Annotated in this window: 14 protein-coding genes; 9 read left to right on the forward strand and 5 right to left on the reverse strand. The window is 60.3% G+C overall.

Going from position 1 to position 12,931, the window contains the following annotated elements; all coding sequences use genetic code 11:
* Positions 1-32 precede the first annotated feature (32 nt).
* Entirely contained in the window at positions 33-1,160 is a 1,128-nt protein-coding gene (locus IB263_RS20970) for an S-(hydroxymethyl)glutathione dehydrogenase/class III alcohol dehydrogenase (RefSeq protein ID WP_192438960.1), read from the forward strand.
* Between the two features lie 118 nt (positions 1,161-1,278).
* Entirely contained in the window at positions 1,279-1,851 is a 573-nt protein-coding gene (gene gfa, locus IB263_RS20975; RefSeq protein ID WP_060609992.1) for an S-(hydroxymethyl)glutathione synthase, read from the forward strand.
* A 45-nt stretch (positions 1,852-1,896) separates the two neighbouring features.
* On the opposite strand, the gene IB263_RS20980 is transcribed toward gfa, so the two are convergent.
* Together IB263_RS20980 and IB263_RS20985 are read right to left on the reverse strand one after the other, a co-directional pair.
* Positions 1,897-2,982 carry a hybrid-cluster NAD(P)-dependent oxidoreductase gene (locus IB263_RS20980; protein ID WP_090428935.1) on the reverse strand — a complete coding sequence of 362 codons (1,086 nt, stop codon included), beginning with the start codon at positions 2,980-2,982 and terminating at the stop codon, positions 1,897-1,899.
* Positions 2,972-4,225: an SRPBCC family protein gene (locus tag IB263_RS20985; protein WP_060516815.1), complete on the reverse strand. Its 1,254-nt coding sequence runs from the start codon at positions 4,223-4,225 to the stop codon at positions 2,972-2,974. Before IB263_RS20985 ends, IB263_RS20980 begins: the two co-directional genes overlap by 11 nt.
* A 122-nt stretch (positions 4,226-4,347) precedes the next feature.
* Between IB263_RS20985 and IB263_RS20990 the strand changes: the two genes are divergently transcribed.
* Both IB263_RS20990 and IB263_RS20995 read left to right on the forward strand, forming a co-directional pair.
* Complete coding sequence (locus tag IB263_RS20990; protein WP_060585982.1) at positions 4,348-5,259, forward strand: LysR substrate-binding domain-containing protein; 912 nt, start codon at positions 4,348-4,350, stop codon at positions 5,257-5,259.
* Between the two features lie 360 nt (positions 5,260-5,619).
* Positions 5,620-6,105, forward strand: coding sequence for a BA14K family protein (locus IB263_RS20995; RefSeq protein ID WP_060585980.1), 486 nt, complete (start codon positions 5,620-5,622; stop codon positions 6,103-6,105).
* A gap of 72 nt (positions 6,106-6,177) precedes the next feature.
* On the opposite strand, the gene IB263_RS33965 is transcribed toward IB263_RS20995, so the two are convergent.
* Together IB263_RS33965 and IB263_RS21000 are read right to left on the reverse strand one after the other, a co-directional pair.
* Positions 6,178-6,366: a hypothetical protein gene (locus IB263_RS33965; RefSeq protein ID WP_210338294.1), complete on the reverse strand. Its 189-nt coding sequence runs from the start codon at positions 6,364-6,366 to the stop codon at positions 6,178-6,180.
* A gap of 37 nt (positions 6,367-6,403) precedes the next feature.
* The gene (locus IB263_RS21000) at positions 6,404-7,189 is read right to left on the reverse strand and encodes a L,D-transpeptidase (protein WP_060516805.1); all 786 of its coding nucleotides are present in this window, start codon (positions 7,187-7,189) and stop codon (positions 6,404-6,406) included.
* 138 nt (positions 7,190-7,327) lie between these two features.
* Between IB263_RS21000 and IB263_RS21005 the strand changes: the two genes are divergently transcribed.
* Together IB263_RS21005 and IB263_RS21010 are read left to right on the forward strand one after the other, a co-directional pair.
* Positions 7,328-7,675 carry a helix-turn-helix transcriptional regulator gene (locus IB263_RS21005; RefSeq protein WP_113136423.1) on the forward strand — a complete coding sequence of 116 codons (348 nt, stop codon included), beginning with the start codon at positions 7,328-7,330 and terminating at the stop codon, positions 7,673-7,675.
* On the forward strand, positions 7,668-8,171 hold the full coding sequence (locus IB263_RS21010) for an SRPBCC family protein (RefSeq protein ID WP_192438961.1): 504 nt from the start codon (positions 7,668-7,670) through the stop codon (positions 8,169-8,171). Before IB263_RS21005 ends, IB263_RS21010 begins: the two co-directional genes overlap by 8 nt.
* A 100-nt stretch (positions 8,172-8,271) precedes the next feature.
* Here the strand turns inward: IB263_RS21010 and IB263_RS21015 are convergent, their stop codons facing one another.
* The gene (locus IB263_RS21015) at positions 8,272-8,496 is read right to left on the reverse strand and encodes a hypothetical protein (protein WP_192438962.1); all 225 of its coding nucleotides are present in this window, start codon (positions 8,494-8,496) and stop codon (positions 8,272-8,274) included.
* 653 nt (positions 8,497-9,149) lie between these two features.
* On the opposite strand from IB263_RS21015, the gene IB263_RS21020 reads away from it, so the two are divergent.
* The 3 genes from IB263_RS21020 to IB263_RS21030 all read left to right on the forward strand — a co-directional run bounded on the left by IB263_RS21020 (position 9,150) and on the right by IB263_RS21030 (position 12,634).
* Positions 9,150-10,298 carry a mandelate racemase family protein gene (locus tag IB263_RS21020; RefSeq protein ID WP_060516797.1) on the forward strand — a complete coding sequence of 383 codons (1,149 nt, stop codon included), beginning with the start codon at positions 9,150-9,152 and terminating at the stop codon, positions 10,296-10,298.
* Positions 10,299-10,315: 17 nt separating this feature from the next.
* Positions 10,316-10,945 (forward strand): SGNH/GDSL hydrolase family protein, encoded by a 630-nt coding sequence (locus IB263_RS21025; RefSeq protein WP_034801894.1) that lies wholly within the window; start codon positions 10,316-10,318, stop codon positions 10,943-10,945.
* Between the two features lie 90 nt (positions 10,946-11,035).
* A complete protein-coding gene (locus IB263_RS21030) occupies positions 11,036-12,634 on the forward strand; it encodes an ABC transporter substrate-binding protein (RefSeq protein ID WP_060610049.1) in 1,599 nt (532 codons plus the stop codon).
* Positions 12,635-12,931: the final 297 nt, after the last annotated feature.

The raw sequence follows: 12,931 nt of genomic DNA on the forward strand, positions 1-12,931 counted from the left end.
GCGATTGAAGCATCAACGAAAAGGATACCACAGTGGATGTACGCGCCGCCGTTGCCGTTCAGGCAGGCAAGCCGCTCGAGGTCATGACGGTTCAGCTCGAAGGCCCGCGGGCCGGCGAAGTGCTGATCGAAGTCAAGGCCACAGGCATCTGCCACACCGACGATTTCACCCTGTCCGGCGCCGATCCGGAAGGCCTGTTTCCGGCGATCCTCGGCCATGAAGGCGCCGGCATCGTCGTCGACGTCGGCCCGGGCGTGACCTCGGTGAAGAAGGGCGATCATGTCATCCCGCTCTACACGCCCGAGTGCCGCTCCTGCCCGTCGTGTCTGTCGCGCAAGACCAACCTGTGCACCGCGATCCGCTCGACACAAGGGCAAGGCCTGATGCCTGACGGCACCTCGCGCTTCTCGATCGGCAAGGACACGATCCACCACTACATGGGCTGCTCGACCTTCGCCAACTACACGGTGCTGCCGGAGATCGCGGTTGCCAAGGTCAATCCGGACGCGCCGTTCGACAAGATCTGCTACATCGGCTGCGGCGTGACGACCGGCATCGGCGCCGTCATCAACACGGCACAGGTGGAAATGGGTGCGACTGCGATCGTCTTCGGTCTCGGCGGCATCGGCCTCAACGTCATTCAGGGCCTGCGTCTTGCCGGCGCCGACATGATCATCGGTGTCGACCTCAACAACGACAAGAAGGCCTGGGGCGAGCGCTTCGGCATGACCCACTTCGTCAACCCGAAGGAGGTCGGCGACGACATCGTGCCTTACCTCGTCAACATGACCAAGCGCGGCGCCGACCAGATCGGCGGCGCCGACTACACCTTCGACTGCACCGGTAACACCAAGGTGATGCGCCAGGCGCTCGAGGCCTCGCATCGCGGCTGGGGCAAGTCGGTCGTCATCGGCGTTGCCGGCGCCGGCCAGGAGATCTCCACCCGGCCGTTCCAGCTCGTCACCGGCCGCAGCTGGATGGGCACCGCCTTTGGCGGCGCGCGCGGCCGCACCGACGTGCCGAAGATCGTCGACTGGTACATGGAAGGCAAGATCGAGATCGACCCGATGATCACCCATACGATGCCGCTCGAAGACATCAACAAGGGTTTCGAACTGATGCATTCGGGCGAGAGCATCCGCAGCGTGGTGTTATACTGAGCGCGGGTTGAGGACCGTTTCCAGACTGCAAATGCACTTTTTGCGCCGCAGCGTGATCTAGCCGGCGGCGCCAACAAGCAGCCGGGCATTGTGCGCCGGCCAGAAGGAGGAGAAGCCCATGCCAAGCATTGCGATCCATCCATCCCTCGACAGCGGGTTCAAGGCGACGGACGCTGCCTTTTCCGGCGGCACGCTGGTCTGCAACTGCGCGAGCAATCCCGTGAAAGTGCGCGTCAAGGGTGATATCGCCCACAACCATGCTTGCGGCTGCACAAAGTGCTGGAAACCCGAAGGTGCGGTGTTTTCGGTCGTTGCCGTCGCACCGACGGCCAACGTCGAGGTGCTGGAAAACGGCAACAAGCTTGCGGTCGTGGACCCGGCGGCGCTGATCCAGCGCCATGCGTGCAAGGATTGCGGCGTACACATGTACGGCCCGGTCGAGCGTGACCACGCGTTCAAGGGGCTTTCCTTCGTTCATCCTGAGCGCTTCCAGGAGGCAGGCTGGGCAAAACCGGGTTTTGCCGCCTTCGTCTCGTCGATCATCGAGAGCGGCTATGACCCGGCCGGAATGGACAGCATGCGCGCGCGGCTGCGCGAACTGGGCCTCGAACCCTATGACTGTCTCAACCCAGTCCTGATGGACGTTCTCGCCACCTGGGCGGCCAAGAAGAGCGGCGCGCTTCCTGCCTAATAGTCAGACCCCTGACTGTCCGCTATGTCGATCGCTAGGCCAAGCCTAGCGATCGACGACGAGATCACTGAGCGGCTTCGAACAGCAAGGAAGGAAAAGCCCAGCATCGATCTCTCGTTGCCTTATTCCGCCATTGTGGTTCATCTCGACCGAACCCGATACGAGCTTGGACTTGCACGTGCCGCAGACGCCGTTCGAACACGATGAGGCGAGTTTTACGCCCGCTTTCTTTGCGCAGGAGAGCACGGTCTGCTCGCCCCCGATTTCGATCTTGCGGCCCTGTTTGGAGAACTCGACCTGGAACGTTCGGGTCGCCGGCTGATCGACGATAGGAATATCCGGGGTGTCGATCACGGCCGCATCGAAGCTCTCCTCGATGTAGTTGGATTGCGGAACGCCGAGTTCGGCAGCGATCGTGCGCGCTGCCGCCATGAACGGCGCAGGGCCGCAGCACATGACAATGCGTTCGGCGATATCGGGAACAGCAAGCTGCAAGTAAGCAGCCGATATGCGTCCCGTCAGGCCATGCCAGTTGGTTTCGCCGGTAACGACTTCCGGCAGAAACTGCAAGCGCAGGCCCTTCATCCGGTTGGCGAGTGACGCGAGTTCGTCGCGGAAGATGAGGTCCTTCGGGGTTCGCGCCGCGTGCATGAAGACGACGTCGACAGGCTCGCATGTATCGGCCAATTCGCGAACCATCGCCATGACCGGTGTGATCCCCGACCCTCCCGACAGAAAAAGGTACTTCCGACCGTTCGGGCGAATGAACTGGCCGAGAGGACCGTTCGCCTTGACCTTGGCGTTGACCGTGAGCCGATCGTGAAGCCAGTTCGAGATCTTGCCGTCGGCGACGCGCTTGACGGTCACCGAGAACGCATTGCTGCGCTTCGGCGAGGACGAGATGCTGTAGCAGCGGCTTTCCGGCTCGCCCTCGATATCGAGGTCGAACAGGAAATACTGACCGGCTTCGAAGGCAAAACGTTTGCCTTCGGTGGACGCAAAGGTAAAGGTCTTCACGTCGTGTGTTTCCTGATGGACATCGATGCAGACCAGGTCCTCGTCCGCGTCGCGGCTCCAGATATCGCTCGGCTCGAGACGCCCGGCGGGAGAAAAGTTGCTCTTAGTATCCATGGGCGCGCATCCGGTCGATGTACCACGACGCGAATTTGTCGAGGTTTGTTTCGGAGAAGGGCGAGTAGGGACCCGGCACGTAAGCGGGATCTTCGACGCCGGCATGGGAGCGGGCGACCAGTTCGGCGTCCTGCTCGGTTGTGGCGATCCAGACGTTGGTGAGTTTTTCGAGTTCGTAGTCGACCCCCTCGACGGCATCCTTGTGCACAAGCCATTTCGTCCGCACGAGCGTCTTGTCGGCCGAGAGCGGGATGACAACCGAAACGACGGCGTGGTCGCCCATGAAGTGGTTCCAGCTGTTGTGACCCCAGAGATGCATGTCGCCGAGATCCTTGCGCGACATCGTGCCGAGCAGCTTTGCCGATGCAGCGGTCGCGTCGGGCGTCTGGGATTCGCCCGCCCCCGAAATGATCAGCCGTTGCGTCCGAAAGTTGGTGGTGCAGTCCACCAGTTGCTCGACCGCCGCGGAGGGGTAGCCATCTGCCTCCCACCGCCTGGTGCGCTCCTCATAGAGCGAAAAATGCTCCTCCGCCTGGGCGCGATCTTCCGGGCTCAAAGCGTCCGGATCGAAGCCGAAATCGAGGTCGACGAAGGAGACGCAGAGCTCGGGATGGTTGGCGGAACAGTGGTAGCATTCACGGTTGTTCTCGATCGTGAGCTTCCAGTTGCCTTGTTCGATGACATCGGATTCATACGCGACCTTGGCGTTGGCGATATCGTAGGGAGCAAGTCGTTCTGCCATGACCCCGACGAGACGCTCAATATCTTCGGGCGGATCGTTCGAAAGGCAGACATAAACAAGGCCGCCAACCGACTTGAAGATCACGGGCTTGAGGCTGCGGCATTCCTTGTCGAAGCTCTTGCCCATATGGGGCGCATAGCTCAGTTCACCGGAAAGCTCATAGGTCCAGGTGTGGTAGGGACAGACAAGCTTCGAAACGATCGTCTTGCCTGGATCGAGCAGTCGGGCGCCTCGGTGGCGGCAGACATTGTGCATGACGCGGATCCCGCCGTCATCGTCGCGCAGGAGGATGAGGCTGGTCTTGCCAATATCGACGACGGTTGCATCGCCCGGCTCCGGTACATCGCATTCAAGCCCAATGCAGATCCAGTGCCGGCGGAAAAAGACCTCCAGATCCGCCTCGAAGACATCCTCTCGCGTGTAGAGACCGGCGGGAAGCGAATGGCCCTCCGCTCTTGCATCAAGCAGCGATGATATGGGAGAAGCAAATGTCTGCAGCATAATTCCACCTTATGTTCCGATCGGAAGCTCGACGGGCTCCACAAAGAGGATCGCTCAGGCGCGGCAGTCGCTCAACGGCACAAATATGCGCGTTTCACATTACCAAATGTAATGGATCCAAGATGGTCAACCTGAGGAAGAAACTACCGCCGCTCACCGCGCTGACGGCCTTTGAGGCAGCGGCTCGATTGTCGAGCTTCACACGGGCCGCGACGGAACTCGGCGTGACGCAGGCGGCTATAAGCAGACAGATCCATTTGCTCGAAGAGGACTTTGGGTTCCCCTTGTTTCGGCGGCTTCATCGCAAGATCGAACTGACTGATAAAGGCCGGCTGCTTTCCGCAGCGGCCGGCGACGCGTTCAATCTTATTGCCGACACCGTTGCGGATCTTCGGTCGGAGGGAGCAGATGACGAGCTGGCAATTGCAGCGACCATCTCCTTTTCACATTTCTGGCTGCTGCCAAGGATCGCTGCCTTTTCTCGAGCCTATCCCGAAATCAAGCTTCGCATCATCACACAAGATGCCCGAACGAGCATCGAGGCTAGCGATGTGGACCTGGCGATCCGCTACGGGACCGGCACCTGGCCGGACGGCCAGGCGGAGTTCTTGTTCGAGGACGAGGTTTTCCCGATTTGCAGTGCAGATTATCTGGCCACGGCGGATCCGATCCGCACGCCGGGAGACCTCATCAATCATCCGCTGATTACGAGCGATATTGATGACCCGACATGGACGGGCTGGGATGAATGGCTTGCAGCATTTTCCGTAAAGGCGCCGAAACGCGCCCGCGGCCTGCGATGCAGCTTCTATACGGAAGCCATTTATGCGGCGATGAACGGGCAAGGCATTGCGCTCGGTTGGAATCGCCTTGTCTCCGACCTTATTCGGCAAACTCGTTTGGTCCGCCTTACCGAAGCCTCCATTCGCACCAGGGCGGCATATTTTGTCGTGGTGCCGGCGAGAAGACCGAAAAAGGAAAGCGGGCGGCTGTTCATCGAGTGGCTGCGCGAGGTCTCTGCAATCGCTGAATGAGAAATCGTCCGTAACTTGCGGTCGCGGGGGACCAATTTAGCGCTTCCCGCCACTCTTCTTTTTTAGACACTGAGCGACGGCCGTCTGCTGATCGCTAAATGCTCCTCGACGGCGGGCCGAGGCCGCTCCGGAATAAAACATGCGCCTTCTTCTTTTGGTGCGAACCGCTGCGCTTGCCGAGCACATAAGACCTTTGCCGGCTGCCATCGGACTGAGGTCCTATGGCAGAACCTCTCGCGTTGACTAAGTTCGTCGAAGGGATTCGATCTGTTGATGATCGGTGGCACCTGCATGGTGCCGAGCCCGTTTGGCCCGTTAGGGGTCGAATACCGATCACTTTGACGCTGTAGGTGGGAAATTATGAAGAAAATAGGTGCAGTACTCTTGGCCGCCGGTACGGCGCTATCGGCGGTGTCGGCGCAGGCGGCGCCGATGTTCTCTGTTTCCGCTGGGCAGACGACTTCCCAGCCGGTCGATTTGATCCATCATAAGCCAGGTCATTACGGCGGACCGCCGCACAAGCGCGGCTACGACGTCTACCGTTACGGCGGCAACCGTTACAATGCGGCTCCACGCTACGGCTACTACAATGGCTATGAGGGTTACCGGTACCGCCGCGACGGGTACCGTCGTCACAGTGATGGATGGTGGTATCCCCTGGCCGCATTCGGGACAGGAGTGATCATCGGTGGCGCGATCGCCTCACCGCCTCGGCGGGTCTATTCCAACGCGCCGTCGTCGCATGTCGAATGGTGCTATGACCGCTATCGTTCATACCGTGCCTACGACAACTCCTTCCAACCCTATTATGGGCCGCGCCAGGAATGTGTGTCGCCGTACTACTGACCAGCGAGGCGCCCGGTTGCGAGAATGCGTCGGGTCGCTTCGATGCTCTCCGACACCGTGGTGGTCGCTGCTTCAGCCGCGTTTCTTGAAGTGGCGGCCCAGAATTTGGGGGATCATGCCGCCTGCTAGGAGGGGCTCTACTTCTTGCCCCGTCTCCACGGCTGCTCGGGCCGTCAATTGCTGGCTTTCACCTTGCCGCTCGATTTCGCCCGCGGTGGCGGCGGCTTTATCCGCATCCGCATCGGCCCGGGTGTTTGGCATCCCGCGTGACCGTTAGAAATGGGCTCGAAGCGCCCTCTTATGCGACGACAATCGGGACTTTGGTCGGCGACGCCTTGACCCGGTTGTAGAGATCGACAACGTCCTGGTTGATCATGCGTACGCAACCGGAAGATGCCTGTGTGCCGATGGTCCACCACTCCGGTGAGCCATGCACGCGATAGCCGGTGTCTTGGCCGTCTTTGAAGATATAGTGTGCCCGGGCTCCGAGCGGGTTGTCGAGGCCACCCGGCTGGCCGCCCGTCCATTTCACCAGCTCCGGCTTGCGCGCAATCATCTCTTTGGGCGGCGTCCAGATCGGCCACACCTTCGTATACTGGATCTCTGCCCGCCCGCTCCACTCGAAGCCGGCCTTGCCGATGCCGACACCGTAGCGGACCGCTTCGCCACCTTCCTGCACCCAATATAGATGCCGCTCGCTAAGCCTCACCACGATCGTGCCCGGCGCCTCGCCGGTAGGGTCGCGAACGATCTGACGACGGAATTCCGGTTTGACTTTCTGGAATGGGATTGCCGGGATGACGAAGCCATTGTCGGTCAGCGAGGCATACATCGTGCTGTTGTCGGTGATGTTGCTGTCGACACTGATCGGTGGGATTGCCCCGGTCGACATATAGTCAACGCCCGCAGTCGACATCCGACTGGACGGCTCGAGCGATGGGAGTTCCAGGGACTGCGAGCAGCCGGAGGCACCAAGCAGGGTCATGACGCCGAGGTTCGAAAGCAGGGCACGGCGGGTGACGAGGTAGCCGGGTTCCGAATTGGTCGCGCCGGAAGTGAGCTTCTGATCTTGCGGGTTACGCATGCACTTTTACCCTAGACGAACGTCGGCATCATGCCTCCGGATCGGCGCAGTTTCACGATTCGTGGTTAAAAAGAAGTGAAAGCGTCCCCCGCCGCGCCGCTTGCGTTTCCTTCGGAAGCAAGTTAAATACTGAACTACATGGTTCAGTATTATAATGCCCCTCTCGATCTCTCGTTCGCGGCGCTGTCCGATGCGACCCGTCGCGGGATCATCGATCTACTTGGGCAAGGGGACGCGTCGATCACCAGTCTGGCGGACAAGTTCCAGATGACACTGACCGGCATGAAGAAGCACGTCCAGGTTCTCGAACGGGCGGGGCTCGTCGTCACGCAGAAGGTCGGACGGGTGAGAACCTGCAAGCTTGGGAAACGTGGCCTTGAGGCGGAGGCCGAGTGGATCGAGGCGCATCGCAAACTCTTCGAGGCCCGCTTCGCAGCACTGGACGAGATCATCAGCGAACTGAAACGGGAGGTAAGCGATGAATGAGCAAGTCAACAAAGCCGCTGGTGCGCAGAACCGCACGTCAGTCGAGCGCAAAGGGGACCGCGAACTCGTCGTAACGCGGACATTCAATGCGCCGCCGAGCATGGTCTACCAGGCGTGGAGCCAGCCCGAGCTGTTCCAGCGCTGGTGGGTGCCAAAATCGGCACCTGGCGTTTCGCTCGTATCGTGCCAGATGGACGTGCGTACGGGCGGCAGGTATCGGCTGGAATTCGGCGCCGGCGGTTCGGACACCATGGCCTTTTATGGCAAGTATCTTGAGGTGGTGCCGAACGAGCGCATAGTCTGGACCAACGATGAGGGCGAAGAGGGCGCAATCACGACCGTGACCTTTAAGGACGAGGGCGGCAGAACGTCGCTGACTTTCCACGAAGTCTATCCGTCCAAGGAAGCGCTTGAGGAAGCACTGCAGAGCGGGGCGGCCGCATTGCCCGAGCAGTTGGATCAGCTCGACGAATTGCTTTCCAGCACCGGCGAGTAGCACAGATCGGGAAACGCTCCCCGGTAGACGTCTGGTCCTTTGACGCGGACTTCACGGCCGTTGGGGGGCTGGGGCAAAGGCGCATAGCTGGCGAGGGCGGCTAGAGTATCTCAGTCAACTCGAACAGCGGCAGCGCCAAGCAGACCGACAGAACGTGCCAGGGCTCGCCCTCGACCGTGGTTCCGTCACTCATTTCGCTCAGTGTTAGGTTCGGGGCGACGTCGGCGCATGCCTGCTCGAGCAGGGCGATTGCTTCTCGTGATGTCAGTCCGTCCGGATAGCGGACAGCGTATTTTCGGCGAGGATCTGCTTCGTTCAAGGTCATCTTTGCAAGGCTGTCCGCTGAGGTGATGGCGAAGGTATGCGAAGGATCAGAGCTACATCGTGCGGACGGGGAGTGCTTTCGATAGCCCTTCGTTGGTAGCGGCCGCAGTCAAAAAGGATAGGGCAGTCTCGCCGCCGCATTTGTGCTTCCAAAGCGTGTCGTGAAGGAATGGGGTCCCCCACTGTGGCGCTGCCGGTGACACAGCCTTCGATTTCTACCAGAAGCCCTGCTCAGCGGTGCGTAACCGTGAAGAAACCCGGATCAGGACGGGTCTGCCGAGCGTTGCTACAAGCCAGCGCGATTTCCAATCGAGGGCAATTTCACGTCTGGATCCTCGGGGGCTGACTGGAAACCTACCCGGCCCGCGAGTGGACGGTCGTTTCCGTTGCTGTTGCGCATGTTCCCCTCGTTCGGCACGTCAATGTTGATCTCACACGTTGGCCGGTCGCTCGCCCTGCTGAGCACGAAGTTGTCGCTCCGCTCGCATCATGGCTTGCGTCCCGATCTATGCGAAATCACAAGGCGTCCGGGTTCTTATCAGGTATATTCTAAAAACATGTCATACAGGTTTGACAGGTTGACTGATATCTGTCTAATCTAGCGCTAGACAAGTTGGTGTGGCCAAGCCGCGCCTTTCACATGCCGGAGGACCAATGATCATCACTGACGTCGAAGTGCGGGTTTTCCGCACGACCACGCGCCGCCATTCGGACAGCGCCGGTCACGCGCATCCAGGCCCGCCGCACCAGGTAGAGCAAGCTATGCTGACTGTTCGCACGGAGGACGGCCATGAGGGGCATTCCTTCACGGCGCCGGAAATCGTGCGGTCGCATGTCATCGACAAATTCGTCAAGAAAGTCCTGATTGGCCAGGACCACCGAGATCGCGAGCGGCTTTGGCAGGATCTTGCCCATTGGCAACGCGGATCGGCCGCGCAGTTGACGGATCGCACGCTCGCGGTGGTCGACTGCGCCCTTTGGGACCTCGCCGGGCGGAGTTTGAAGCAACCTGTATACAAGTTGGTGGGCGGCTATCGCGATAAGGTGTTGGCCTACGGTTCCATCATGTGCGGCGACGAACTGGAAGGGGGGCTCGCAACACCTGAAGACTATGGTCGCTTTGCCGAAGCTCTCGTCAAGCGCGGCTATAAGGGCATCAAGTTGCACACCTGGATGCCACCTGTCAGCTGGGCGCCGGATGTGAAAATGGACATCAAGGCCTGTGCGGCCGTGCGCGAAGCCGTCGGACCGAATATCCGCCTGATGATCGACGCCTTTCATTGGTACTCGCGCACGGATGCGCTCGAGTTGGGGCGGGGACTGGAAAAACTCGGCTTCGATTGGATCGAAGAGCCGATGGATGAGCAGTCGCTGTCTTCCTACAAGTGGCTGGCCGACAATCTCGATATCCCCGTCGTTGGTCCGGAAAGCGCTGGCGGCAAGCATTGGCACCGTGCCGAATGGATCAAGGCGGGCGCCTGCGACATCTTGCGGACCGGGGTGAATGACGTGGGCGGCATCACGCCGGCATTAAAAACGATGCATCTTGCCGAGGCCTTCGGGATGGAGTGCGAGGTACACGGCAATACGGCGATGAACTTGCATGTCGTCGCGGCGACGAAGAATTGCCGCTGGTACGAGCGCGGGCTGCTTCACCCGTTCCTCGAATACGACGACGGGCACGACTACCTAAAGTCATTGTCCGATCCAATGGATCGCGAGGGCTATGTCCATGTCCCAGCTCGGCCGGGGCTCGGCGAGGATATCAACTTCGAGTTCATCGAGAACAACCGCGTGCGGTGAGAAGCGGGGTATCTTTCATGAAAACCATTCTCGCTTTTGGAGACAGCCTGACGTGGGGAGCGGATCCGCAGACCGGGCTACGCCATCCGCCTGAAGGCCGCTGGCCCGAGGTGCTCTCGCGTGAACTCAACGGTGCGGCAAAGGTCATTCCCGAAGGACTTGGTGGCCGCACAACCTGCTATGACGACCATGGTGGACCGGCGTGCCGCAATGGGGCCAAGGCGCTGCAAGTGGCGCTCGCAAGCCACATGCCGCTCGACCTCATCATCGTGATGCTCGGTACAAATGACATCAAGCCCGTGCATGGCGGGCGGGCGGAGGGAGCGGTCTCCGGCGTGCGCCGGTTGGCGCAAATCATCGACACTTTTCCCTACAAGCCAAGTGGTGCGAGGCCAAAAATGCTGATCGTCGCCCCTCCACCCTGTTGCGCCGGTCCGGGCGGGGTGCCAGCGGCGGGACGCAGCATTGCTGAATCAGAGCGGCTTTCTCCGCTCTACCGCAAGCTCGCAGATGAACTTGGACACGCCTTCTTTGATGCCGGCTCTGTCGCACACGCCTCGCGGGTCGATGGGGTCCATCTGGAAGCCGCTGCCACGGCGGCGATTGGCCGGGCGCTCGCAGCACCCGTTGCCGAAATTCTTGGCTGATCTGTCCTGGTGCCTGTGGAGGAACAGGTGGGGCAGAACTTGTAACCGGAAGGCCGAACTCCCGCATGGGCGGCCGCAATAGGAGGAAACATGAAACGCTTTCTAGCAACGGTCGCGTTCGGCGCGCTTCTCATCGCTTCAACGCCACACGGCGTGTTCGCCGAAACTCCGGAAGATCAACTCGTCGTCGCAACGACAATGAGCAACATCCTGACGCTCGATCCCGCTGCCATCACTGGCCGCGAGACCGTACAGGTCCTCAACAACATTTACGATACGCTGGTCATCCTTTCGCCGAAGGACCGCAGTGTCCAGCCACGCCTTGCCGAGCGCTGGGAGGTCTCCGCCGATCGCAATTCAATTCGTTTTCACCTGCGTAGCGATGCGAAATTTGCGTCGGGCAATCCCGTCACGGCTCAGGATGTTGCCTGGAGCCTGAAGCGCCTGCTTGCGCGTAATCTCGCGCAGTCTTCTTTCCTGAAAACAAGGGGCTTCACGCTCGAAGAAGCCGACAAAGCCTTCGTCGCCGAAGACGACCACACCTTCGTTATCAATCTTCCGAAACCCGACGACCCGAACCTGCTGCTGATGATCCTTGCGCAGAACGGACCTGGCTCCATCTTCGACAGCAAGACGGTTCTCGAAAACGAGAAGGACGGCGATCTTGGCGCCGCCTGGCTGACCCTGAACTCCGCCGGTTCCGGCCCCTTCACGCTCACGCAGTGGAAATCGAACGAGTACATCATCCTCACGCGCAACGACGACTACTGGGGTGAAAAGGCCGCAATGAAGCGGGTGCTGATGCGCCATCTGCCGGAATCGCAGTCGCAGCGGCTGCTTCTGGAAAAAGGCGACATTGACGTTGCCTATTCCTTGCAGGCGCCGGACCTGAAGTCGCTCGAGGCCGATGAGGCGATCGCCATCGCATCGACACCAGGCTCGGGTTTTTACTACCTCAGCGTCTCGATGAAGGATGAGCGCTTCGCCAACAAGAAAGTGCGTGAAGCACTGCGCTACCTGATCGATTACGAGGGTCTCGACAAGGCTGTCATGCCCTACTACGGCAAGCTGCATCAGCGGCCCTTGTCGACAGGCGTCCTCGGCGCGCTGCCGGACGAAGGCTACAAACTGGATGTGGCCAAGGCAAAGGCGCTGCTTGCCGAGGCAGGCTACCCGGACGGCTTTAAGACGACGTTGCGTGTGCTGTCTGAAGATCCTTTCATGAAGGCTGCGACGGCCATCCAGAACACGCTTGCCCAGGCTGGCATCCAGGCGGAGCTCATCAGCGGTTCGGGCGACCAGATCTACGGCGCGATGCGTGAACGGAACTTTGAACTGCTTCTCGGCCGCGGCGGCGGTGGCCAGCAGCCGCACCCCGACAACAATTTACGCTCTATCGCCTACAATCCCGACAATTCGGACGATGCCAAGCTCACCAACTATCAGAGCTGGCGCACCAGCTTCTATGACGAGAAGCTGAACAAGATGATCGAAGAGGCCCTGGTTGAGCGCGACCAGGCCAAGCAGGCCAAGCTCTACGAGGGCGTGCAGCAGTACATGGACGAGGTCGTCATGTCGATCCAACCCTTCTCGGAAGTGGTCGACACGGCCGCGTACCGCAGCGATGTGAAAGGGATGATCGTCAGCCCCTGGCTCTCGCGCTTCGAAGGTGTCACCAAGGAGCGGTGACCGGCTCCGGGAATTTAATGAAATGAAGGAAAGAAGGCGCATTTGACCATGCGCCTTCTTTTTGCATTGAAAAGTGCCGTGGGCCGGGCGCCAACGCGTTGCCGAACGACATCGGCAACGTCCCCGTGGCTGCCATCGCTCGGTTCTCTCGCTTGAAGCCGAAGTATTCCTCATCTTTGCCGGTTTGCGTGGTTACCCACTCATCGCGCTCGCCTCGCGAAGACCTTCATCACCGGTACGTCTGGGGAGGGGCAGCGATTGGCAAGCGTGCCGCGGCCAGGTTCATGAGCCCGAGCT

It is taken from the genome of Ensifer sp. ENS03, assembly GCF_014852035.1.
Classification (GTDB): domain Bacteria; phylum Pseudomonadota; class Alphaproteobacteria; order Rhizobiales; family Rhizobiaceae; genus Ensifer; species Ensifer adhaerens.

What these genes read in the sequence shown, in the direction of transcription:
- IB263_RS21000 (WP_060516805.1), bottom strand. Translation starts at nt 7,189, where the DNA reads ATGCGTAACCCGCAAGATCAGAAGCTCACTTCCGGCGCGACCAATTCG.
- IB263_RS21030 (WP_060610049.1), top strand. Translation starts at nt 11,036, where the DNA reads ATGAAACGCTTTCTAGCAACGGTCGCGTTCGGCGCGCTTCTCATCGCT.
- IB263_RS20990 (WP_060585982.1), top strand. Translation starts at nt 4,348, where the DNA reads ATGGTCAACCTGAGGAAGAAACTACCGCCGCTCACCGCGCTGACGGCC.
- IB263_RS21020 (WP_060516797.1), top strand. Translation starts at nt 9,150, where the DNA reads ATGATCATCACTGACGTCGAAGTGCGGGTTTTCCGCACGACCACGCGC.
- IB263_RS20980 (WP_090428935.1), bottom strand. Translation starts at nt 2,982, where the DNA reads ATGGATACTAAGAGCAACTTTTCTCCCGCCGGGCGTCTCGAGCCGAGC.
- IB263_RS20995 (WP_060585980.1), top strand. Translation starts at nt 5,620, where the DNA reads ATGAAGAAAATAGGTGCAGTACTCTTGGCCGCCGGTACGGCGCTATCG.
- IB263_RS21005 (WP_113136423.1), top strand. Translation starts at nt 7,328, where the DNA reads ATGGTTCAGTATTATAATGCCCCTCTCGATCTCTCGTTCGCGGCGCTG.
- IB263_RS33965 (WP_210338294.1), bottom strand. Translation starts at nt 6,366, where the DNA reads ATGCCAAACACCCGGGCCGATGCGGATGCGGATAAAGCCGCCGCCACC.
- IB263_RS21010 (WP_192438961.1), top strand. Translation starts at nt 7,668, where the DNA reads ATGAATGAGCAAGTCAACAAAGCCGCTGGTGCGCAGAACCGCACGTCA.
- IB263_RS21015 (WP_192438962.1), bottom strand. Translation starts at nt 8,496, where the DNA reads ATGACCTTGAACGAAGCAGATCCTCGCCGAAAATACGCTGTCCGCTAT.
- IB263_RS20985 (WP_060516815.1), bottom strand. Translation starts at nt 4,225, where the DNA reads ATGCTGCAGACATTTGCTTCTCCCATATCATCGCTGCTTGATGCAAGA.
- IB263_RS21025 (WP_034801894.1), top strand. Translation starts at nt 10,316, where the DNA reads ATGAAAACCATTCTCGCTTTTGGAGACAGCCTGACGTGGGGAGCGGAT.
- gfa (WP_060609992.1), top strand. Translation starts at nt 1,279, where the DNA reads ATGCCAAGCATTGCGATCCATCCATCCCTCGACAGCGGGTTCAAGGCG.